This window comes from Microbispora rosea (assembly GCF_900156315.1).
GTDB classification, from domain to species: Bacteria; Actinomycetota; Actinomycetes; order Streptosporangiales; family Streptosporangiaceae; genus Microbispora; species Microbispora rosea.
On the sequence record NZ_FTNI01000002.1, the window covers coordinates 291,028 to 311,910 of the forward strand.

Here is a 20,883-nt window from a genome sequence, read left to right on the forward strand (position 1 = left end):
CGCGCAATAGGTAGGCTGACGTGTCGTGAACAGCCCGAACGTTCCCCCTTCCGAACCCGTGACCGCGCCCGTGGTGGGCATGGTCGGCGCGGGCCAGCTGGCGAGGATGACGCAGCAGGCCGCGATCGCGCTCGGCATCGACCTGCGCGTGCTCGCGAACACCCGTGACGAGAGCGCCGCCAAGGTGATCGTGGACACCCGGCTCGGCGACTACCGCGACCTCGCCGATCTCCGGGAGTTCGCGAAGGGGTGCGACGCCGTCACCTTCGACCACGAGCACGTGCCGACCGAGCACATCCGGGCGCTGGCCGCCGACGGCCACGCCGTACATCCCGGGGCGGACGCCCTGGTCCACGCGCAGGACAAGGCGGTCATGCGGGAGCGGCTCACCGCCATCGGCGCGCCCTGCCCCGCCTGGGCCCGCGTCGAGGACCTGGCCGGTGTGGAGGCGTTCGCCGAGGAGCACGGCTGGCCCGTGGTGCTGAAGGCCGTGCGCGGCGGTTACGACGGCCGGGGCGTGTGGATGTGCCAGACCCCCGACGAGGCGCGCGAGGTGCTCGCCACCGGCGTGGCCCTGCTGGCCGAGGCGTTCGTCCCGTTCGAGCGGGAGGTCGCCGTGCTGGTCGCCCGGTCGGCGCACGGCCAGGGCGTCAGCTATCCCGTGGTCGAGACCGTGCAGCAGGACGGCATCTGCGTCGAGGTCATCGCGCCCGCGCCGAACCTGGGCGAGGAGGAGGCGGCGGACGCCCAGCGTGTCGCGCTCACGATCGCCCGCGACCTCGGCGTGACCGGGCTCCTCGCGGTCGAGATGTTCGTCACGAAGTCCGGGCTCGTGGTCAACGAGCTGGCCATGCGCCCGCACAACAGCGGTCACTGGACGATCGAGGGCGCCCGAACCTCGCAGTTCGAGCAGCACCTGCGGGCCGTGCTCAACCTGCCGCTCGGGTCCCCGTCGATGACCGCGCCGGTCGTCGTCATGGCCAACCTGCTCGGCGGGCCCGACCCCGACGTGTACTCCCGGTATGAGCACGTGATGGCCAACGACCCGGGCATCAAGATTCACTTCTACGGCAAGGACGTCCGGCCCGGCCGCAAGATCGGGCACGTCACCGCGCTCGGCACCGACCTCGACGAGGTGCGGGCCCGCGCCCACCACGCCGTCACCTGCCTGAGAGGACCTGTGGATGCCTGACGTCGGGATCGTCATGGGGAGCGACTCGGACTGGCCGGTGATGCGCCAGGCCGCCGAGGCGGTCGCGGAGTTCGGCGTGTCCTTCGAGGCCGATGTGGTGTCGGCGCACCGCATGCCGGCCGAGATGATCGAGTATGGCTCCGGCGCCGCCGGACGCGGGCTGAAGGTGATCATCGCGGGTGCGGGCGGCGCCGCCCACCTGCCGGGCATGCTGGCCTCGGTCACCCCGCTGCCCGTGATCGGCGTCCCGGTGCCGCTCAAGTATCTGGACGGCATGGACTCGCTGCTGTCGATCGTCCAGATGCCGGCCGGGGTGCCCGTGGCGACCGTCGCCGTCGGCGGGGCCCGCAACGCGGGGCTGCTCGCCGTACGGATCCTGGCCGCGTCGGACGAGGGGCTGCGGCGGCGGATGGAGGACTTCCAGGCCGCCCTGCGGGACCAGGCGCACGCCAAGGGCGAGCGCCTGCGCGCCGAAGCCGCCACCCTCCACCCCCACCCGAGGGGTTAGGGGCGGCCGAGGGCGCGGTAGTCCCATCCGGCTTCGCGCCAGGAGTCCGCGTCGAGCGCGTTGCGGCCGTCGACGATCGTGCGGGTGGCGACCGCGCTTCCCAGCTCCTCGGGGTCGAGGGCGACGAACTCCTGCCACTCGGTGAGCAGCAGCACGACCTCGGCCCCCTGAGCGGCCTCCATGGCCGAATCGGCGTACCCGAGGTGGGGGTGGGCCGCCCGCGCGTTGGACAGGGCGACCGGGTCGTAGACCGTGACCTGCCCGCCCTGCTCAGCGATCTTCAGGGCCACGTCCAGGGCCGGGGAGTCCCGGATGTCGTCGGAGTTGGGCTTGAACGCCGCTCCCAGCACCGCCACCCTGCGGCCGTCGAACGCCCCGCCCAGGATGTCGCGGGTGAGGTCGACCATCCGGGAACGGCGGCGCAGGTTGATCTCGTCGACCTCGCGGAGGAAGGCGAGCGCCCCGGGGGCGCCGAGCTCGTCGGCCCTGGCCGTGAACGCCCTGATGTCCTTCGGCAGACAGCCGCCGCCGAAGCCGAGGCCGGGGTTGAGGTATCTGCCGCCGATCCGCTCGTCGTACGACAGCGCCTGCGACAGCTGGGTGACGTCGCCGCCCGCGGCCTCGCAGAGCTCGGCCATGGCGTTGATGAACGAGATCTTCGTGGCCAGGAACGCGTTCGCGGCCGACTTCACCAGCTCTGCCGTGGGGAAGTCGGTCACCACGATCGGGACCTCGCCCAGGGGCGCGTAGACGTCCCGCAGCACCTTCTCGGCCCGCTCGGAGGCGACGCCGAGCACGATCCGGTCGGGGCGGAGCGTGTCCTGCACGGCGAAGCCCTCACGCAGGAACTCGGGGTTCCAGGCCAGCTCGACCTGCATCCCGGCGGGTGAGAGCCGTACGAGCTTGTCGGCGAGGCGCTCGGCGGTGCCGACCGGCACCGTGGACTTGCCCACAACCAGGCACTCGCGGTCGAGGTGCGGGGCCAGCGCCTCGACGACCGCGTCGAGGAAGGAGACGTCGGCGGCCTGCTCGCCCTTCTTCTGGGGCGTGCCCACGCAGATGAAGTGGACGTCGCCGAACGCCGCCGCCTCCTCGTAGGAGGTGGTGAAGCGCAGCCTGCCCGAGTCGAGGTTGCGGCGGAGAAGCTCCTCCAGGCCGGGCTCGTGAATCGGCAGCTCGCCGCGCTGCAGCCGTTCGATCTTGCTCTGATCCACGTCCAGACCGAGCACTTCGAAGCCCAGTTCGGCCATGCACGCCGCGTGCGTAGCACCCAGGTATCCGGTCCCCAGCACAGTGAGGCGGTACGGCACGGCATGCTCCCCTCTTACCGACTCTTTGTGATCTGGCATGGTACCGGCCCAGTCAACTGCCCTGTGAGCCACCTGGGCAAACCGGCGCCTTGGCCCCACGGTACGGCTCTCAGCCCGCCCGGTCGATGCAGGGCGACCGGTTCCTCACCCTTGTCAGGAGGTTCGGTCAGGGAGGCCGCCGTACTGACTGGTAACTTTCTAGTCGGACGTCCTAGTATCGGCGCTATGAGCTTCCCTCTCTACGCCCCCGCTGAGGAGCACGAGATGCTCCGCGAGACGGTCCGGGCCCTCGCCGACGAGAAGATCGCCCCGCGTGCCGCGGCGGCCGACGAGAACGAGGAGTTCCCCTGGGAGGTCTACAAGGACCTCGTCGCGGCCGACCTGCACGCCGTCCACGTCCCCGAGGCGTACGGCGGTGCGGGCGCCGACGCGCTCGCGACCGTGATCGTGATCGAGGAGGTCGCCCGCGCGTGCGCCTCGTCCTCGCTGATCCCGGCCGTCAACAAGCTGGGCACCGTGCCGCTGCTGCTGTCGGCGTCCGAGGAGCTCAAGCAGCGCTACCTGACGCCGGTCGCGCGCGGTGAGGCCATGTTCTCCTACGCCCTGTCCGAGCCGGAGGCCGGCTCGGACGCCGCCTCCATGAAGACCAGGGCCGTGCGCGACGGCGACCACTACGTGCTCAACGGCACCAAGATGTGGATCACCAACGCGGGCGTGTCGGAGTACTACACGGTCATGGCCGTGACCGACCCCTCGGCTGGCGGCCGCGGCATCTCGGCGTTCGTGGTGGAGAAGGACGACGAGGGCGTCTCGTTCGGGCCCAAGGAGAAGAAGCTCGGCATCAAGGGCTCGCCCACCCGCCAGGTCATCCTGGAGAACGTCCGCATCCCGGCCTCGCGGATGATCGGCGAGCCGGGCACCGGGTTCAAGACCGCCCTGGCCACGCTCGACCACACCCGCGTCACGATCGCCGCCCAGGCGCTCGGCATCGCCCAGGGCGCGCTCGACTACGCGCTCGGGTACGTCAAGGAGCGCAAGCAGTTCGGCAAGCCGATCGCCGACTTCCAGGGCCTGCAGTTCATGCTCGCCGACATGGCGATGAAGCTGGAGGCCGCCCGTCAGCTCACCTACGCCGCCGCCGCGAAGTCGGAGCTGGCCATGAACGGAACCCCGGTCAAGGACCTCACGTTCTTCTCCAGCGCCGCCAAGTGCGCCGCCTCCGACGCCGCCATGGAGATCACCGTCGACGCCGTCCAGCTCCTCGGCGGGTACGGCTACACGCGGGACTTCCCGGTCGAGCGGATGATGCGCGATGCCAAGATCACCCAGATCTACGAGGGCACCAACCAGATCCAGCGCGTGGTCATGGCCCGCCAGCTCCTCAAGTAGCCGCTGAGCAGCGAGAACCCCGTCTGCCGCCGAGGGACGGGCGGGGTTGTCATGCCGGCGGATGAGCATATAAACGATCAAACTCACTCAAATTCGCCACGAAAGCTCGAGGTTCAAGTCGGAATAACGATCAAAGCCCGGGCGGGGGAAACGGTCCCTGGCTCAGGCTCTCGGGTCACAGTCCTGCGCCACGCACGGCCTCATGGATCGCCGCACTGTTGTCGATCAGCTCGTTGACGTCCTTGCTGGCCATCGTCGCAGTGACATAGACGTGGTGCACACCTCCCTCAGCAAGGACAGCCAGGTCCTCGACCAGCTGCTTCGGGCTGCCGGCAAAGGGCTGCCGGCCCTCCGCCGGCACGTCGGACAGGTCCTGCACGAGCACCTGGTATACGCAGTTGATCTCGGCCGGGTCCCGTCCCGCCTCGGCTGCCATCTCACGAAGCTGCGCGAGCTGCGCCACGACCTGTTCGGGCGGGACGCCGGTGGGCAGCCAACCGGTGCCGCGGCGGGCGATGCGTCGCAGCGCGGCCGGACCAGCACCGGCCAGATAGATCGGGATCCGGCGAGCCGGCTTCGGCTTCACCAGCGCCGGGGCGATGCGGTAGCGGTCGTTGTCGAACGAGACCGGGTCGGGACCCCACACCGCCGAGGCCATGTCCAGGAACTCGTCGAGAGCCACGCCGCGCTCGGAGTACGGCCGCGGCGCGGCCGCGTGATACTCATCGATCGACCAGCCACTGCCCAGGCCCGCGATGACTCGGCCACCCGACTGGTGATCCAGCGCCGCCAGGGATCGGGCCAGCTGAAACGGCGTGCGCAGCGGCGGAACGAGGACACCCGTGCCCAGCTCGACCCGCTCGGTGACAGCAGCAGCCATCGCCAGAGTCAAAAGTGGCTCGCCGGTGGACGCATAGACGTCCGGCCAGGGAGCGTCAGGAATGCCGTACAAACCATGGGGACCGCTCTGGTCGACGGGCACGAGCACACGCTCGTACACCCAGAGACTGTCGTACCCGATCTCTTCGGCCGCCCGCGCGAACTTCACGACGTCCGTCGTCAAGTCGTAGTCGGAGCTCTGCGGAAGATTGACGCCAAGTTTCAATGGCATGTGACTGACTCCTGAATTGGAACGCGGTTGGAAGCGAGGTGGGGTTCGGCTATGCCAGAAGCGGCGCTGCGGTGATCACCATTCCGGGGTGGCCGGGCCGGCGCTGGACGGCGTCAGGCGGCCTCGAGTTCCATGATCCACAGTAGTGAGCGAGTGGGCCGGGCGGAGATTCGACGCCATCCTCCGGCCGTGAACAGGGCGTCATACTCGTGAAGGTGGCGTTCCCGGCCTCCATCGGTGACGGACAGCATGTTCATGTCCGCCACGGCGCCGAAGTCCGGCGTACCGACCTCGCCGAGCACGAGCTCGAAGACGACGGCACGCGCTCCTGGCCGGGCAGCGGCACGGCAGTTGCGCAGAAGGCGAACGCATGCGTCGTCGTCCCAGTCGTGCAGGACCCACTTCAGCAGGTACAGGTCCGCCGCGGGCACCCCTTCGAAGAAGTCGCCCTGCACCGCGCTGAAGCGGTCGGAGAGGCCGAGTTCCCCGGCGGCGCGGGCAGCGGCCGCGGTCACATGCGGCTGGTCAAGGACGATGCCGTGCAGTCCGGGATTGGCCTGCATCAGCCCGAGCACGAGCCGGCCGTTGGCGCCGCCCACGTCGACGGCCGTCGAAACACCCGAGAGGTCGAGCACGCTCGCCGCCTCGGCCGCGACGATCTCCGACATGCTCGAACCGCTGGAGGCGAAGGCGTCACCCTCCTCCGGATGCTGGGAGAAGTAGGTGAACTGGTCCATGCCCAGTGCCTTGTACACCTGCGTTCTGCCCTCGCGCACGGCATCGGGCAGGTGCGCCCAGCTCACCCAGGTCGAGTAGCCCGCCAGGTGGAGGGTGGTGTCGCGCAGTGAACCCGGGACCCCTTCGCGCAGCAGTTCTCCCATCGGGGTGGTGGCGAACCTGCCGTGGCCTTCGTAGGCGAGCAGTCCGATCGAGGCGCACGCCCGCATCAGGCGATAGGTCGTGGCCGGATGGGTGGATGCCCGATCCGCGACCTCATCGGCCGTACGTGCCCCCGCGGCGACATGGTCGGTGATCGACAGGGCCGCCGCCGTTCGGACGATCTGCGCGACCCCGTGGCCGGTGATCATCTGGAACAGCCTGCCGAAGTCGCGTTCCTGCTCAAGGTCCTTCATGGTGCTCCGTACTTTCATCTCGTCGCTGCCCGGACGGGCATCGGCTTCTGCCGGTGTGGCCGGCAACGGGACATCTGGTGTGAGGGGCGGGCTGTGGAATCGCGGCAGTCGTGCCTATCGGCACACTGCCGTGATTCGCACGCTGATCAGGAGGGCCGCGCTGCTTGGTCGTCCGCGACCTGGATGATCGTCTTCCCGGGCGTGCGGCGGTGGCGGCCGAACGCGGAGGCAGTTTCGGCAAGCGGTCGCACGTCGCCGACGATGGGGGTGAGCCGTCCGGCCCGCACGCGCTGGGCGAGGTCCGCCAGTCGGGCGCGGTCGGGTTCGACGACGAAGAAGACGGCTCGCCCGTCCTTGGGCTGCACGGTGGGTGGCATGGCGATGGTGACCAGGGTGCCGCCCGGGCGCACCAGCTCGGTGGATCGCTCGAGGATGTCGCCGCCGATCACGTCGAACACCACGTCCACCTCGCCGACGTGCCGCAAGTCGTCGGCGTCCAGGTCGAGGAAGGTCTGCGCGCCGAGGCCGAGCGCGACATCGCGGTCGTCGGCCCGGCCGGTGCCGATCACGTGGGCGCCCGTCTCCCGCGCGAGTTGGACGGCGATCGAGCCGACGCCGCCCGCGGCGCCGTGAATGAGGACGGTCTGGCCGGTTGTGAGGTGGGCGTGGTCGAACAGTCCCTGCCACGCGGTCAGTCCGGAGATGGGCAGCGCGGCGGCCACAGAGTGGTCGATGTCGGCCGCGAGGGGGGCGAGGTTGCGCGCCTCCACTGCCGCGTATTCGGCCAGGGACCCGTTGCGGGCCCAGTCGGTCAGCCCGAACACCCGCTGGCCCACGGTGAGGCCGGTGGTTCCGTAGCCGAGCTCGACCACGACTCCGGACAGCTCGTGCCCGGGGATGCTGGGGGTCCGGTCGCGGCCGGCGCGATCGGACCACGTCGCCGGCCAGTCGAGCTCTCCGGGGGTGAAGCCCGCGGCGTGCACACGCACGATGACGTCGTTCTCGGCGGCGTGGGGATAAGGCATGTCGGTCAGGGTGAGGCCGCCGACGCCCGCGGCACGATCCCGTACGGTGATCGCTCGCATGTCCGAATCCTTTCCACAGCGGTGTCGAAGTGACTCACACCGCTCATCTCGCGCCATGAAGGTGATGCCGGTCAGCTGGGCCAGGCTGAGCCGAGGATGCGCTCGACCGTCGTCATACGCCGGAAGCCGGGGACGAAGTGTTCGAGCACGTCGGAGTTCACGGTCCCGTTCGTGGTTTCGGGGCGGTTCTTGAGCCCGTCGACATAGGCGCGCAGGAACTCGTTCTTGAAGTCCCCGCGAGGGTGGACGGCGAGGATTTCGTCCAGTCGATCCTGCTCCAGTCCGTCCAGACCGAAGCCGATCACGTCGGTCAGGACGCCGAGGTACGTGCTCGCGATTTCGGGGGACATCCGGTCGGGGATGCCCGGCGTCGTGTGCAGCGCGATCGCCGTCCAGACGGTCTCGGCGGCGGCCGTTGAGAAACCCCGTTCCAGGAGGAACCTGCGCGCGTGGTCGGCGCTGTCCACCTCGAAGCGCTGCTCGACATCGGAAAAGGGAGTCAGGAGACCGGCGTCGTGGAACATGGCCGCGAGGTAGAGCAGCTCCGGGTCCGGTTCCACACCGAGCGTGCGCGCGTGAATCAGGCCGAAGAAGAAGACCCGCCGGGAATGGTGGTAGATGAGGGGAGTGGTCGTCTCCTGGATGAGCGTGGTCGCTTCGGCGACCGCCGCTGTCTCGGGAATCTCCAATCCCGCGATGACCTCTGGCATAACCTCTGACCTTCCGGGAGCTATGTCGGACCATGGGTCGTATGTCCGACTTCCATGCTCCCCGTCGTCGGCGTGCGACGCCGCCCTCGTCTGGACAGGAATCCCCTATATCCGGACAGGGCGGTATCGAGTTCACCCCGTCCAGGGGGTCCCGTGATCGTCGGTAACGGTGTGCTACCAATGAACGGTGCCCATGCCTCCTGCGTCGCCGGCCCGAGGGCGGTCGGTGCCGGCGGGGTCCGGCCGGTCACCGCGCGGCTCCGGCTCCGGAGGGGCCGGAGTGGTGGACGCCGCCCCTCATCGCGTCGCGATCCTCGTCTATGACGGAGTGACGTTGCTCGACGTCGCCGGTCCCGCGGAGGTTTTCAAGGAGGCGAACCGGTTCGGCGCCGGCTACCGGATCGTGTTGCTGTCGCCGACGGGTGCGGACGTCACGTCGAGCCTCGGGGTCCGGATCGCGGTGGACGGCGCCGTCTCCTCGGAGCCGGCCTCCGACACGTTGCTGGTGGCCGGGTCCGATCTCTATCCGCGTGCCCCCGTCCCCGGCGAGCTGGCGGACGCGGCGCGGACACCGGCGGCGGTGGCCGGCCGCGTCGCGTCGATCTGCACCGGGGCGTTCGTCCTCGCCGCCGCCGGCCTCCTTGACGGCAGGCGCGCGACCACCCACTGGAAGGTCGCGCACGAGCTCGCCGTACGGTGCCCGACGTGCCGGGTCGAGCCCGACGCGATCTATGTGCGCGATGGCGCCGTCTACACGTCGGCAGGGGTGACGGCCGGCATCGATCTGGCGCTCGCTCTCGTCGAGGAGGACCACGGGCCCGATCTCGCGCGCGAAGTCGCCCGCGCCCTGGTGGTGTACATGCAGCGTGCGGGTGGCCAGTCCCAGTTCTCCGCGCCGCTGCAAGGACCGCCGCCCCGCTCGTCGGCGCTCCGCAGAATCACCGACGTGGTGACGGCGAACCCCGGTGGGAACCACTCGCTCGGCGAACTCGCCAAACACCTCAACGTGAGCACCCGGCACCTCACCCGGCTCTTCCGCGACGAGCTGTCCACGACGCCGGCCCGCTACGTGGAGAACATCCGATTCGACATGGCCAGGGCACTGCTCGATCAAGGACACACCGCGACGCAGGCCGCGACCCTTGCCGGGTTCCCCAGCTACGAGAGCCTGCGACGAGTTTTCGCCAGGAAGCTGTCGATCAGCCCCGCCGCCTACCAGCGCCGGTTCGGCACGGCCCGCCGCGCCAACGCGGGCTGACCGCAGGCCGGGCCGTCACTGAGCGGTCCGAATCGGACAATTTCGGGGCAAATGTGATCCCAATGTCATAAAGATCCGCGATCGTGGAGGGGTGCGCGCGTGGCTCGTTGATCAGGTGAGGAAACGGCTGGGCACGTTCGGGCTGATCGGGCCTTCTATCGCGCAGTGCGCCGTAGGCGCCGCTCTGGCCTGGATCGTCGCCGTTCATCTTCTCGGACACGCTCATCCGCTCTTCGCGCCCATCTCGGTGCTGATCTGCGTGGGCCTGGGGATCGGGCAGCGGCTGCGCAGGATGGCCGAGCTGGTGGTCGGCGTCAGTCTGGGCGTGGGCGTCGGCGACCTGCTGGTGTCCTGGATCGGCTCGGGCCCCTGGCAGCTCGCCCTCGTGATCGCGCTGGCGATGACCATCGCGTGGCTGCTGAACAGCGGCCAGCTGTTCGTGTCGCAGGCCGGGTCGTCCGCGGTGCTGGTCGCCATGCTGGTGCCGGGCACGGACGCCGGCGGGCTGGACCGGATGGCCGACGCGCTCGCCGGCGGCGTCATCGGCCTCGCCGCGGTCGCGCTGCTGCCCGCCAGTCCGCTCACCATCGCGGGCAGACATCTGTCCGGCGTGCTCGACGCCTTCTCCACCATGCTCGAACAGGCGGCGGAGGCGATCGAGAAGGGTGACGCGGACCTGGCCGCCGAGGCGCTGGAGTGCGGCCGCAGGACCCAGACCGCGGTCGAGGAGTTCACGGCGGCGCTGGACAACAGCGAGGAGATCATCAAGATATCGCCGCTGCGCTGGCATCACCGGGCCAGGCTGGCCAGGTACAAGACCGCCGCCCTGCCGGTGGATCTCGCCCTGCGCAACGCACGCGTCCTGGTGCGCCGCACGCTTGCGGCGATGGGGGAGGCGAGCCCGCCGCCGGTCGCCCTGGCCGAGGTGCTGCGCGAGGTCTCGGAGGCGGCGCTGCTGCTCCAGCTCGAACTGGGGGCCGGACGGGAACCGATGCTGACCAGGCAGGCGCTGCTCGCCGTCGCCGCGCGGGAGCGGCCCAAGAACCTCGGCTTCTCGGCGAACGTCATCCTCGCGCAGCTGCGGTCCATCGCCGTCGATCTGCTCGAGGCGACCGGCATGGATCATGACGAGGCATCGGCCGCGCTGACCCCGCTCGACGAGTTCCGCGACGAGAGCATGCGTGGCTGAGGTCGAACGTCCCGCTCACCGTGGCCGGAGGGACGGAAGCGGGCAGGCGTCGCGGCAGCCGCCGAAGCGCGCGGCGTCCGGCCGGGTGAAACGGGTCTCCTGCGTCCCCCGCACCGCCTCGGTCATCGTCTTCTTCCAGATCAGGCCGGGAACCGACGCGCCGTCAACGTGTGAGTAGCGGCGGCCGCCGATGGTGACGTCGATCAACGGGTAGCGGATCGTGCTGCGAGAGTCGCCGAGGCTGACGGCCGAGGCCAGGCCGGGGGTGTAGCCGACGTACCAGGCGGTGCGGAAGGTATCGCCGTCGCCGGGCATGCCCGCCGCCTCGCGGCCGATGCCCTTGAGCGCGCTCATGGCCAGAACGTCCTTCAGCACGCCGGTGACCGCGTCGGCGACCGCCGGGTCCAGGACCTGCGCGCAGTGCGCAGGGAAGGAGCGCACGGCGCCCGAGCCGTCGCGGATCTCCGTGATCACCCTCGGCTCGCAGAAGCGCCCGCGGGCGGCGAGGCTCGCGTACGAGTTGGCCACTGAGACGGGATCGGCCTCGGTAAGGCCCAGGGGGAAGGACTCGAACTCCTGTAGCGGCTTCCCGTCGAAGGTTTTGAGCCCGAGCCGCTGGGCCATCTGGACGGTCTCGCACAGGCCCACCTTCTCCTGCAGTCGCATGAAAAAGGTGTTCACCGCGTCCCGGGTGCCCGACCGCAGGGTGACGAACCGGACTCCGCCCTTCTTCCGGTTGTGGATGCTGTGGTACGGATCTGCGACAGGCCGGCCCGCGCAGTTCTTGAACTTAGCGAAGATCGAGGGTCGGTACTCGTCTGAGACAACGAACCCGTCGTCGTACCGGAACCCGGCGGCGAGCGCGGCGGCCAGGGCGTAGGGCATCGCCGTCGTGCCCTGGTGGAGGCCCGGCCCGTCGGCGGGATCACGGCTGGTGACCATGGTTTTGACGGCCCCTTCGCCCGGAACGACCACTACCTGCGTGGCGATCTGCGGGTCGTCGCGGTAGACGTAGGCGTCGACGGCCCGTTGCGCCGCCCGCTGGAGCCGCTGGTCGATGGTCGTCCGGATCGTCAATCCGTCGCGGGTGAGCAGTTGCGGGTCCTCGGCGCGAAGCCGCTCACTGACGTACTGGCATAGGTAGGGATATCCGCTGCGCGTGCAGTCGCGGGAGAACTCCTCGATGACGCCGCCATCGGCATCCAGCAGCACGCTTTTCCCGGCCACGGGGGACGCGGAGGCGGCGGAGGTGGAAGCCGAGGCCACGGGCTCCTTGTCCGCGTCGCCCGCCGGACTCCACAACAGCAGGAGAGTCGCGATCACCGCCCCCAGCATGGCGACGCCGAGGAAAACCAGAAATGCCTTCATCGTCGCCCTTCGGTCTCCCACGGCCGCGTTTCCGCCCCGTTTCCATACCGCTCCGATTCGTCGCCGGAGCGAAACGTCACCCATGATGCAGTCCCCGCGTCACACCGGCCAAATTCGCACGAGCACCTTGACGGCCCATTCCTCGACGGGGCGATTCCGGTGATGGCGACCGGGGTCGAAATCCCGAGTCCGGGGTTATCGAGTTATCGGGTTTCGGCCCTGCCGATCGACGATTCGATTTCCGTCGTACAGGAGCGTTCGACCTGGTACATCGCGGCGTGTAGCCGTCGTATATCCGGCGTCCCGCGGGGGTTCCTAGCGTGGTGGGAGACCCGCCTGCCCGACCGGGGATCGAGGACGCCCGTGGCCTATCTCTTCGCCTTCTGCCGGCTGCTCACGGGGATCGTCTTCCTCATGTCCGCCGTGAGCAAGCTGCGCGGGCGGGCGGCGTACGAGGAGTTCACGGCGGCCACCCGCGCCCTCGTGCGGCTGCCGTCCCGGCCCGTCGCGGCGCTCGTCGTCGCCGCCGAGATCGCCGTCGCGCCGCTGCTGGCCTGGCGGCCCACCGTGCTCGCCGGCTTCTGCGTCGCGCTCGGGCTGCTCGTGGCGTTCACCGCGGCCATCGTCGTCGCCCTGCGGCGCGGCAGGCGGGTTTCCTGCCGCTGCTTCGGCGCCTCCGCCGTTCCGGTGGGGGCCGGTCATCTCGCGCGCAACGCCGTGCTCATCGTGGCGGCGGCGGCCGGGGCCGTCCAAGCGGGGGCCGGCGGTGTCCAAGCGGGGGCCGGTGCCGTCTTCGCGGGCCTCGGGCCGGCCGGGCTCGCCGCGGTCGCCCTGGCGGCCGGGGCCGTGGCGGTCCTGCTGTCCGCGATCGGCGAGATCGCCGGTCTCTTCACCAGTTCATCCCGACGGAGGTAGTTCTTCATGCCGTTCCTGACAGCGCTCGTCCTGAGCGTCGGCGTCCTGTGCCTGGTCGATCTGGTGCTGACGGTCGGCGTGATCCGGCGGTTGCGGGCGCACGAGGAGATGCTGTCGGCGCGACCGGCGGGGTTGCCGTCCATCGTGCTCCCACCCGGGGCGGTGATCGGCGGTTTCTCCGCAACGAGCACCGACGGTGTCCACGTCTCGGACGAGACGCTGACCGAGACGGTCCTCGTCGGGGTCTTCTCGCCCGACTGCTCGGCCTGCCACGAACGCCTGCCGCAGTTCGCCGAGCACGCGCGGTCCTTCCCCGGAGGACGCGGCAACGTGCTGGCCGTGCTCGTCGGTACGGAGGAGGAGATGGCGGACGAGCGGCGGATGCTGGAGCCGGTCGCCCTGGTGCTGATCGAGGAGTACGGCACCGGCCTCACGAAGGCGTTGCAGGTGCGCGGCTTCCCCTCCCTCGCCCTGGTCGACGAGCACAGGAGGGTCGTCGCCAGCGGGACCACGCTGGAGGACCTCGACAAGATTCCCGCACACGCGTGAGGCCGCGGGTGCGGGGCTCGGCCGGAGCGCGGGCGGTGGTCACCGCTCTCGGCATGGCCTGGCGGGCGAGCCGGGGGCTGACCATCGCCTTCGCCGTCCTCAGCGCGCTCATGGCCGTCCTGCCGGTGACGATCGCCTGGTGCACCAAGTTGGTCCTCGACGAGATCGCCGGCGGCCGCCCCGGGGCCGGCGTGACGGCGGTTCTGGGCGCGGTGCTCGCTGGGTGCGGGGTGCTGACGGCGCTCGGGCCGCAGATCGTCCAGTACGTCAAGGACGAGAGCGGGCGCAGGATCGGCCTCGTCGCACAGGACCGCCTCTTCCGGGCCACCGAGCGGTTCGTCGGCCTCGCGAGGTTCGAGGACCCCGCGTTCCACGACCGGATCCGCATGGCCCAGCAGTACGGCGGGGCGACTCCGGGCATGGTGGTCTCCGCCGCCCTGGGCGCCGCCAGGACGGCGATGACCGGTGCCGGGTTCCTCGTCTCCCTCATGACGATCAGCCCGTGGATGGCCGCCCTCGTGCTCGGCGCCGTGGTGCCGTCCCTGGCCGCTGAGCTCCGGCTGTCGCGGCGGCGGGCCGCGATGCTGTGGGGCATCGGCCCGGTCGAGCGCCGCGAGATCTTCTTCGGTGAGCTTCTCGTCAACGTCCAGGCGGCCAAGGAGCTGAGGCTCTTCGGCATCGGGGCGCACCTGCGCGGGCTCATGAACGCCCAGCGGCGGGCCGCGAACGCCGAGCGGAGCCGTACCGACCGGCGTGAGCTGGGCGTCCAGGCCGTCACCGGGACGACGGCCGCGCTCGCGGCCGGGGGCGGCCTGCTGTGGGTCCTCGTGTCCGCGGCGAACGGCACCGGTGCGATCGGTGACGTGGCGCTGTTCGTGGCCGCCGTCGCCGGAGTCCAGGCGGCGGCCGGCGGCCTCGTCCTCGAACTCGTCACCGCGCATCAGCAGGTGCTGCTGTTCGGCCACTACCTCGCCGTCCTGGACGCCCAACCGGACCTGCCGGTCCCGGCCCGGCCCCGGCGGGCGGGCCCGCTGCGCCGGGGGATCGAGCTGAACGACGTGTGGTTCCGCTACTCACCCGACCACCCCTGGGCCCTGCGCGGCGTCAGCCTGACCATTCCGTACGGCAGCGCGGTGGCGCTCGCCGGCAGGAACGGCGCCGGCAAGAGCACGGTGGTCAAGCTCCTGTGCCGCATGTACGACCCGGAGCGCGGCTCGATCCGCTGGGACGGGATCGACCTCAGGGAGATGGACCCGGCGGAGCTTCGCGCGCGGATCGGGGCGGTGTTCCAGGACTACATGCACTACGACATGACCGCGGCCGAGAACATCGGCCTGGGCGACCTCACCGCGATGGACGACCGGGGGAGGATCGAGGCGGCGGCGCGGCGGGCGGGCGTGCACGACGTCGTGGGCCGTCTGCCCCGGGGGTACGACACCATGCTGTCCCGCATCTTCACCGGGCCCGTGGAGGACGGTCTCAAGGAGGACGTTCTCACCGAGGACGGCGGCGGTGACGTGGGAGTCCACCTGTCCGGCGGGCAGTGGCAGCGGCTCGCCCTCGCCCGCGCCTACCTGCGGGGCGAGAGGGATCTGCTGATCCTGGACGAGCCCAGCTCGGGCCTGGACGCCGAGGCGGAGCACGAGATCCACCGGGGTCTGCGGGAGCACCGCCGCGGCCGCACGAGCCTGCTGATCAGCCACCGGCTCGGCGCCGTGCGCGACGCGGACCACATCGTGGTCCTGGACGGCGGACAGGTCGCCGAGCAGGGCACGCACACCGGGCTGCTCGCCTGCGGCGGGATCTACGCCCACCTGTTCGCCCTGCAGGCCGAGGGATACCGGCACCGGGAGGACCGGAACTCCGATGCTCCGCACGACCGGCTCTCGGGGGCACGATGACACCCGTCCTGCTCGTCCTGCTCGCATCGGCGCTCGGCGGTGGCGCCGTGACGGCGGCCAGGCGGACGCTGCGCGTCGTCGAGGTGCACGGGGAGAGCATGGAGCCCGGTCTGCGGTCCGGTGACCGGGTCCTCGTACGCAGGCTGCGGCCGGGCCGGCCCGGCCGGTCTCGGGGACGCGTCCGGCGCGGGGACGTCGTGGTCATCTCCCGTGTGGGCCCGGGGGAGGGCTTCGCCCTCGACGGCGGCACGAATTTGGTGATCAAAAGGGCCGCGGCCGTGGCCGGGGATCCGATCCCTCCGGGATTCGAGGCGCTGGGGGAGACCCGGGTGCCACCGGGGCGGCTGCTCGTCCTCGGAGACAACCCGTCGCGCAGCACCGACTCGCGCCACTGGGGTCTCCTTCCGGATACCAGGATCACGGGTGTCGTGCTCCGGCGGTTGCACGCGTGAATGAAGCCGATACAGGAATTCGTGTATCGGAGTGGTACGTCCGCGATCGGATCCGCTCCTAACGTCGGTCACCGAAAAGGAGTCCCTTCAAAAGGAGGAACTGAATGACACGGACGATTCAGCGGCTGGCGGACCGGATGGTCGCCAGGCTGGTCCCGGCCACCCGCGCGGAGGCCGTCAACTGCTGGTACGAGTACTCGGGGACCTGCGTCCGCCGCTACTGCTGCACCGGGTCGGGCATCCCCAGCGGCTACTGCACTCCGTGGCAGTACACCTGCTGAACGGGTACGGCGGAGCGCCCTGTCGCGCGAATTCCCCTCGCGTAAAGGGCGTTCCGCTCTCGCATCGCCCGTCAAGCGAATGCCGCCGAATTCCCGTCCGCGGGTTTTCCCGCGGCCCTGGCGACCTCCATGGCGTACAGGCGGGTGAGGTCGTTCATCCGGTATTGGTCCGGGGCTATGGACGTCATCAGGCGGAGATCGGCCAGCCTGCCGAGCGCCGCCCACGCCGTGCGCCGGTCGCATCCGAGGAGCCCCGCCGCGGTCGCCGACCCGCAGCCGGCCATGCCGCGTTCGCCGAGGCGGTGGAACAGGCCGAGCGCACTGCCGTTCGCCTTTCCCCCGCACTGCCGCAGGACCTGGTAGTCGAGGTCGAGGGCGCTGCGCACGGAAAGGTCGCCGCAGGTCAGCAGGTCGAGCCGGTGCTCCTCGCCGGCCAGCATGTCGGCGAACGCCGCCAGCGTCCACTCCCGCCGGACCGCGAGTCGCTTGCCCGCGATCCGCAGCGCGAGCGGCAGGTTGTCGCAGAGCCGGGCCACTCTCCTCACCTGCTCGGGATCGACCCGGTCCCTGCCGCAGAGGCGGACCACCAGCGCGTACGCCGCGTCGTCCGTCAGGGGAGCGAGAGGCAGGTGGTCGACGTCGTCGAGCGCCGCGAGCACCGTCCTGCTGGTGATGACGAACCGGCAGCCGGGACATGCGCCGACCAGCGGGCGCACCTGCCCCTCGTCGGTCACGTTGTCGAGGAGGACGAGCACGCGCCTGCCGGCCGTGGCGTTCGCGAGCTGGAGCACCGCGTCGTCGAGATCGGCGGCGATCTCACCGTCCGTCAGTCCCAGCAGTCCCAGCAGCCGGGCGAGCGTCTCGTACGCACCGGGCCGGGGAAAGGGCCGCAGATCGACGTGGAACACGCCGCCCGGGAAATCCGGCGCCGCCGTCCGGACGGCGTGCAGGGCCAGGGCCGACTTGCCCACCCCCGCCGCGCCGTGCACGGCGACGGGCCGCGGATGTCCGGCGGTGATCGCGGCCACGAGCTGGTTCAGCTCCGGATCCCGGCCCAGGAGACTCGCGAGACCTCCGGAAGCCGCGACCGGCGCCGGTTTCGGCCCCGTTTGCTGCCCCGTTCTCGGCGGGGGCACCGGGTGGGACGGGTCGCGGGCGGCGAGCGGGGATACCGCCCGGAGCGCGGGATCCCGGTTGAGCATGCTCCGGTGCAGCTCGGCCAGCTCGGGCCCGGGTTCGACACCCAGCTCCTCCGCCAGGAACGTACGCGCCTGCCCGTAGGCGGACAGCGCGGCCGCGGAGTCGCCGGTGCGATACAACGCGAGCATGAGGCTGCCCCACAGCCGCTCCCTCGTCGGATGGGCAGCCACCGTCTCGCGAAGCTCCGGCACCGCGTCGGCGTGCTCGCCCAGCATGAGGCGGGCCTCGGCCTGCGCCTCCAGCGCCAGGCAGCGCTGCTCGGCGAGCGCGTCCAGGCGCGGGCCGAGCGCCGCCGACCTGGGCACGTCCTCGGCCGGCGCGCCGCGCCACCGGGTGAGGGCCGCCGTCAGGTGCCGCAGCGCCGTCTCCGGCCGCCCGGCCGACAGCGCCTGCCTGCCCTGACGCAGGGCACCGGCGAACTCGTTCACGTCGAGTTCGCCGGCGTGCACGGTGAGGACGTAGCCGGGCGGCCGGGCCGCCAGCCGCTCGCCTTCGCCGAGCGTGCCCCGCAGCCGGTTGATGTAGGTGCGGACGTTGGCGACGGCGGAGCGGGGCGGCTCCTCGTCCCACACGGCCATGACCAGCCGGTCGATCGACACGACCCGGTTGGGTTCGAGCAGCAGCGCGGTCAGCAGGGCGCGCTGTTTGGGTGAGCCGAGCGGGATGGGCCTGCCGTTCCTCCTGACCTCGACCGGGCCCAGCAACCCGAACCGAAGCGTCGATCCGCCCTCCGGAGCGGATGATCGGTGCACGAGGGGACCTCCATAGGCGTCTCGCGAGGAGCGTCTGAGAGAACCCCACGAAGATCCCGGCCCGCCGGGAACCCGCACAAGCCCGGCGAGTGTCCGGAACAGTTCCGGACCGGGCCCACCGTACGGTGATTAGGGGGCAACCAGGCGGGAACCGACTACCGCATGACGGGTACGGGCGACGGGGACCTGTCCGACCGCGTTCTCCAGGTGGCGACCCGCCTGTTCGCCGGGCTGGGTTATGACGGCACGGACATGCGGCAGATCGCCGACGCCGCGGGCACGGACGTGGCCTTCGTGAGGCGGCAGTTCGGCGACAAGCGGGAGATCTACCTCGAGGTCATGGACCGCATGAACAGCGCGCACAACGCCGTCCTGGAGAAAGGGATCAAGGACATCGTCGGCGCCTCGCCCGATCAGAAGATCGTCGCCCTGCACCGGCTCCTCGACCGATACATCGACTTCTGCTGTCACCAGCCGGAGTATCCGGCGCTCTACACCCACAGGTGGCTCGCCGACGCCACCGACATCCCCGAGCTGGAGCCGATGTACGCCGCGCCGGCGGCGCAGTTCGTGATCGACACCATCGCCCCGCTGGTGACCACCCCGGACGTGGACGTGGATTACACGATCAACGCGGTGATCTGGTGCGTGCACAGCTTCGTGCAGAGCGGCGTGTACGACCGGTCGGGCCGGCGCTACGACCACGACCACTCCGGCGCGCTGTGGCGCTTCCGCACCTACCTGCACCAGATGGTCCACCGTACGCTCCGCCTGCCTGGAGAGCCCCCACCGGTGGAGCGTCTCTCTCGCAGGTGAGGCGGAGATCGTCTCCTACGCATGACCGTCGGCTTCTGTTGACGATGTTCCGCCTCCTGGTCTAACTTCGTCTCTGCAAGGGACGAAGTTAGCTCGTCGTGATGGCATGGTAGTAATGAGATCCGCGGAGGAGGCCATACAGACAGAGTTGGTGCACCATGACCAAGCGCTACCTCGGCGTCGTCGGCATCGGCGAGGCGCTGGGCGTGAGCCGGCACGCGGTGCACAAGTGGCGCTCCCGCTATCCCGGCGGTTCGGAGCGCCCGTTCCCGGAGCCCGACGTCGAGGTCGACGGAACTCCCGGCTGGCGGCCTGACCGCCTGGCGGAGATCATCGAGTGGCGCAACGGCCTGCCGGGCCGTGGCGCGGGCGGCGGACGTCCTACCGCCGCGCGACAGGAATACCTGAAGGAAGCGTCGGCGCGAGGCATGGACCGGGACGAGGCGCTGCGCGCGCTCGTCACGTTGTCCGAGGACTTCCCCGAGATGACCGAGCCGGAAATCTGCGCCTGGCTCATCGGGCACTGGCGGAGGTAGCACTTCCCCCCGATCAATCCCATCACGAAGGCGATGACGCATGCCCGAAATCGGCGGCGAGACCGCACCCGGATTCGAAGCGGTACGTGAGGCGTTCGCGGCCAACCTGGCCGGCGGACAGGAAGTGGGCGGCGCGGTCGCCGTCTACCTGCGCGGCCGGAAGGTCGTCGACCTGTGGGGCGGGATCGCCGACCCCGGGACCGGCCGCCGCTGGGAGCGCGACACCCTGCAGGTCGTGTTCTCCACCACCAAGAGTGTCACCGCCGCCTGCGCCCACCTGCTCGCCGAGCGCGGCGAACTGGACCTGGACGCACCCGTCGCCGACTACTGGCCGGAGTTCGCGGCATGCGGAAAGGATCGGATCCCGGTCCGCTGGCTGCTCACCCACCAGGCCGGACTGCCTGCGCTCGATCACCCGATCACTCCGGCGGAGGCGATCGCCTGGGACCCCATGGTGACCGCACTGGCGGCCCAGCGGCCGTTCTGGGAGCCGGGCACCGATCACGGCTACCACGCCCACACGTACGGCTGGCTGGTCGGCGAGGTCGTCCGCCGGGTGACCGGCCGAAGTCTCGGCACGTTCCTCGCCGAGGAGATCGCGGCACCGCTCGGCCTGGACCTGTGGATCGGGCTGCCGGAATCCGAGCAGCATCGGGTCAGCCGGATCGTCGCCGCCCCGATCGACCTCGGCGCGTTGGCCGGGATCGACCTGGACGCCCTGCCCGAGCCCGCGCGCGAGGTGATGCGGGCCTACGCCGATCCCACGTCACTGACGATGCGGGCGATGACCGTCGTCACGCCGATGCTGAACCACGACGACCCCGCCGAGCAGCTCGCGGAGATGCCGTCGACCAACGGCATCTGCACCGCACGCGCGCTGGCCCGCTTCTACGCCGCGCTCATCGGTGAGGTCGACGGGCATCGCGTCCTCTCACCCGCCACTCTGGCGGCGGCGACCACCGAGCAGGTCAGCGGTGTGGACCGCGTCCTGCGCGTGCCCGTCCGGATCGCCACCGGTTTCGGCCTGCCGACACCCGACGCCTTCTGGTACAGCCCGGCCGCCTTCGGGTTCCCCGGCTACGGCGGCTCCCTCGGCTTCGCCGACCCGGCGACCGGCCTGGCCTTCGGCTACGTCATGAACCACATCAGGGAAGGCGTACCGGACCGGAGGGCCGCCACGCTCCTCGACGCGGTCCGCGGCGCGATCAGGGCCGGGGCGCGATAGCCG

The 20,883-nt window shown here is 70.6% G+C and carries 20 protein-coding genes; 13 read left to right on the forward strand and 7 right to left on the reverse strand.

The window, feature by feature from the left end; all coding sequences use genetic code 11:
• The first annotated feature begins 25 nt into the window (after positions 1–25).
• Both BXA11_RS04035 and purE read left to right on the forward strand, forming a co-directional pair.
• Entirely contained in the window at positions 26–1,192 is a 1,167-nt protein-coding gene (locus BXA11_RS04035; protein ID WP_030509432.1) for a 5-(carboxyamino)imidazole ribonucleotide synthase, read from the forward strand.
• A complete protein-coding gene (gene purE / locus BXA11_RS04040; RefSeq protein WP_030509431.1) occupies positions 1,185–1,700 on the forward strand; it encodes a 5-(carboxyamino)imidazole ribonucleotide mutase in 516 nt (171 codons plus the stop codon). The genes BXA11_RS04035 and purE overlap by 8 nt, the downstream gene beginning before the upstream one ends.
• Here the strand turns inward: purE and BXA11_RS04045 are convergent.
• Positions 1,697–3,010, reverse strand: coding sequence for a UDP-glucose dehydrogenase family protein (locus tag BXA11_RS04045; RefSeq protein ID WP_143734066.1), 1,314 nt, complete (start codon positions 3,008–3,010; stop codon positions 1,697–1,699). The two genes, purE and BXA11_RS04045, sit on opposite strands and share 4 nt — an antisense overlap.
• A gap of 225 nt (positions 3,011–3,235) precedes the next feature.
• On the opposite strand from BXA11_RS04045, the gene BXA11_RS04050 reads away from it, so the two are divergent.
• Entirely contained in the window at positions 3,236–4,399 is a 1,164-nt protein-coding gene (locus tag BXA11_RS04050; protein WP_076432799.1) for an acyl-CoA dehydrogenase family protein, read from the forward strand.
• A gap of 175 nt (positions 4,400–4,574) precedes the next feature.
• Here the strand turns inward: BXA11_RS04050 and BXA11_RS04055 are convergent, their stop codons facing one another.
• The 4 genes from BXA11_RS04055 to BXA11_RS04070 all read right to left on the reverse strand — a co-directional run bounded on the left by BXA11_RS04055 (position 4,575) and on the right by BXA11_RS04070 (position 8,438).
• Positions 4,575–5,510 (reverse strand): LLM class F420-dependent oxidoreductase, encoded by a 936-nt coding sequence (locus tag BXA11_RS04055; protein WP_076432801.1) that lies wholly within the window; start codon positions 5,508–5,510, stop codon positions 4,575–4,577.
• Between the two features lie 113 nt (positions 5,511–5,623).
• Positions 5,624–6,643: a methyltransferase gene (locus tag BXA11_RS04060; RefSeq protein ID WP_083743931.1), complete on the reverse strand. Its 1,020-nt coding sequence runs from the start codon at positions 6,641–6,643 to the stop codon at positions 5,624–5,626.
• A gap of 146 nt (positions 6,644–6,789) precedes the next feature.
• The gene (locus tag BXA11_RS04065) at positions 6,790–7,728 is read right to left on the reverse strand and encodes an NADP-dependent oxidoreductase (protein ID WP_076432803.1); all 939 of its coding nucleotides are present in this window, start codon (positions 7,726–7,728) and stop codon (positions 6,790–6,792) included.
• A gap of 71 nt (positions 7,729–7,799) precedes the next feature.
• Positions 7,800–8,438 (reverse strand): HD domain-containing protein, encoded by a 639-nt coding sequence (locus BXA11_RS04070; RefSeq protein ID WP_076432805.1) that lies wholly within the window; start codon positions 8,436–8,438, stop codon positions 7,800–7,802.
• A gap of 283 nt (positions 8,439–8,721) precedes the next feature.
• On the opposite strand from BXA11_RS04070, the gene BXA11_RS04075 reads away from it, so the two are divergent.
• Positions 8,722–9,696 carry a GlxA family transcriptional regulator gene (locus BXA11_RS04075; protein ID WP_239104736.1) on the forward strand — a complete coding sequence of 325 codons (975 nt, stop codon included), beginning with the start codon at positions 8,722–8,724 and terminating at the stop codon, positions 9,694–9,696.
• 115 nt (positions 9,697–9,811) lie between these two features.
• Positions 9,812–10,885 carry an FUSC family protein gene (locus BXA11_RS04080; protein ID WP_076433148.1) on the forward strand — a complete coding sequence of 358 codons (1,074 nt, stop codon included), beginning with the start codon at positions 9,812–9,814 and terminating at the stop codon, positions 10,883–10,885.
• A 15-nt stretch (positions 10,886–10,900) separates the two neighbouring features.
• On the opposite strand, the gene BXA11_RS04085 is transcribed toward BXA11_RS04080, so the two are convergent.
• Entirely contained in the window at positions 10,901–12,253 is a 1,353-nt protein-coding gene (locus BXA11_RS04085; protein ID WP_076432809.1) for a penicillin-binding protein, read from the reverse strand.
• A 363-nt stretch (positions 12,254–12,616) separates the two neighbouring features.
• Between BXA11_RS04085 and BXA11_RS04090 the strand changes: the two genes are divergently transcribed.
• The 5 genes from BXA11_RS04090 to BXA11_RS42995 all read left to right on the forward strand — a co-directional run bounded on the left by BXA11_RS04090 (position 12,617) and on the right by BXA11_RS42995 (position 16,351).
• Positions 12,617–13,168, forward strand: a complete 552-nt coding sequence (locus tag BXA11_RS04090; protein ID WP_076432811.1) for a MauE/DoxX family redox-associated membrane protein — start codon at positions 12,617–12,619, stop codon at positions 13,166–13,168.
• A 6-nt stretch (positions 13,169–13,174) separates the two neighbouring features.
• Positions 13,175–13,717 (forward strand): TlpA family protein disulfide reductase, encoded by a 543-nt coding sequence (locus BXA11_RS04095; RefSeq protein ID WP_076432813.1) that lies wholly within the window; start codon positions 13,175–13,177, stop codon positions 13,715–13,717.
• Positions 13,714–15,618: an ABC transporter ATP-binding protein gene (locus BXA11_RS04100; RefSeq protein WP_239104735.1), complete on the forward strand. Its 1,905-nt coding sequence runs from the start codon at positions 13,714–13,716 to the stop codon at positions 15,616–15,618. Before BXA11_RS04095 ends, BXA11_RS04100 begins: the two co-directional genes overlap by 4 nt.
• Positions 15,615–16,070: a S26 family signal peptidase gene (locus BXA11_RS04105; protein WP_076432815.1), complete on the forward strand. Its 456-nt coding sequence runs from the start codon at positions 15,615–15,617 to the stop codon at positions 16,068–16,070. The genes BXA11_RS04100 and BXA11_RS04105 overlap by 4 nt, the downstream gene beginning before the upstream one ends.
• 104 nt (positions 16,071–16,174) lie before the next feature.
• Positions 16,175–16,351 (forward strand): hypothetical protein, encoded by a 177-nt coding sequence (locus BXA11_RS42995; protein ID WP_156081009.1) that lies wholly within the window; start codon positions 16,175–16,177, stop codon positions 16,349–16,351.
• A 71-nt stretch (positions 16,352–16,422) separates the two neighbouring features.
• Here the strand turns inward: BXA11_RS42995 and BXA11_RS04110 are convergent, their stop codons facing one another.
• Positions 16,423–18,303 carry an AfsR/SARP family transcriptional regulator gene (locus BXA11_RS04110; protein WP_143734067.1) on the reverse strand — a complete coding sequence of 627 codons (1,881 nt, stop codon included), beginning with the start codon at positions 18,301–18,303 and terminating at the stop codon, positions 16,423–16,425.
• A gap of 162 nt (positions 18,304–18,465) precedes the next feature.
• Here BXA11_RS04110 and BXA11_RS04115 point away from each other — a divergent pair, with 162 nt between their 5' ends.
• The 3 genes from BXA11_RS04115 to BXA11_RS04125 all read left to right on the forward strand — a co-directional run bounded on the left by BXA11_RS04115 (position 18,466) and on the right by BXA11_RS04125 (position 20,880).
• Positions 18,466–19,119, forward strand: coding sequence for a TetR/AcrR family transcriptional regulator (locus BXA11_RS04115; RefSeq protein ID WP_076432819.1), 654 nt, complete (start codon positions 18,466–18,468; stop codon positions 19,117–19,119).
• Positions 19,120–19,277: 158 nt separating this feature from the next.
• On the forward strand, positions 19,278–19,655 hold the full coding sequence (locus tag BXA11_RS04120; RefSeq protein ID WP_076432821.1) for a hypothetical protein: 378 nt from the start codon (positions 19,278–19,280) through the stop codon (positions 19,653–19,655).
• A gap of 40 nt (positions 19,656–19,695) precedes the next feature.
• Positions 19,696–20,880 (forward strand): serine hydrolase domain-containing protein, encoded by a 1,185-nt coding sequence (locus BXA11_RS04125; RefSeq protein ID WP_076432823.1) that lies wholly within the window; start codon positions 19,696–19,698, stop codon positions 20,878–20,880.
• Positions 20,881–20,883 lie beyond the last annotated feature (3 nt).

Bases quoted from the DNA above. Each gene is read 5' to 3' on its own strand.
- purE (WP_030509431.1), top strand. From the start codon at position 1,185: ATGCCTGACGTCGGGATCGTCATGGGGAGCGACTCGGACTGGCCGGTG.
- BXA11_RS04050 (WP_076432799.1), top strand. From the start codon at position 3,236: ATGAGCTTCCCTCTCTACGCCCCCGCTGAGGAGCACGAGATGCTCCGC.
- BXA11_RS04055 (WP_076432801.1), bottom strand. From the start codon at position 5,510: ATGCCATTGAAACTTGGCGTCAATCTTCCGCAGAGCTCCGACTACGAC.
- BXA11_RS04060 (WP_083743931.1), bottom strand. From the start codon at position 6,643: ATGAAGGACCTTGAGCAGGAACGCGACTTCGGCAGGCTGTTCCAGATG.
- BXA11_RS04065 (WP_076432803.1), bottom strand. From the start codon at position 7,728: ATGCGAGCGATCACCGTACGGGATCGTGCCGCGGGCGTCGGCGGCCTC.
- BXA11_RS04070 (WP_076432805.1), bottom strand. From the start codon at position 8,438: ATGCCAGAGGTCATCGCGGGATTGGAGATTCCCGAGACAGCGGCGGTC.
- BXA11_RS04085 (WP_076432809.1), bottom strand. From the start codon at position 12,253: ATGAAGGCATTTCTGGTTTTCCTCGGCGTCGCCATGCTGGGGGCGGTG.
- BXA11_RS04095 (WP_076432813.1), top strand. From the start codon at position 13,175: ATGCCGTTCCTGACAGCGCTCGTCCTGAGCGTCGGCGTCCTGTGCCTG.
- BXA11_RS04105 (WP_076432815.1), top strand. From the start codon at position 15,615: ATGACACCCGTCCTGCTCGTCCTGCTCGCATCGGCGCTCGGCGGTGGC.
- BXA11_RS42995 (WP_156081009.1), top strand. From the start codon at position 16,175: ATGACACGGACGATTCAGCGGCTGGCGGACCGGATGGTCGCCAGGCTG.
- BXA11_RS04115 (WP_076432819.1), top strand. From the start codon at position 18,466: ATGACGGGTACGGGCGACGGGGACCTGTCCGACCGCGTTCTCCAGGTG.
- BXA11_RS04120 (WP_076432821.1), top strand. From the start codon at position 19,278: ATGACCAAGCGCTACCTCGGCGTCGTCGGCATCGGCGAGGCGCTGGGC.
- BXA11_RS04125 (WP_076432823.1), top strand. From the start codon at position 19,696: ATGCCCGAAATCGGCGGCGAGACCGCACCCGGATTCGAAGCGGTACGT.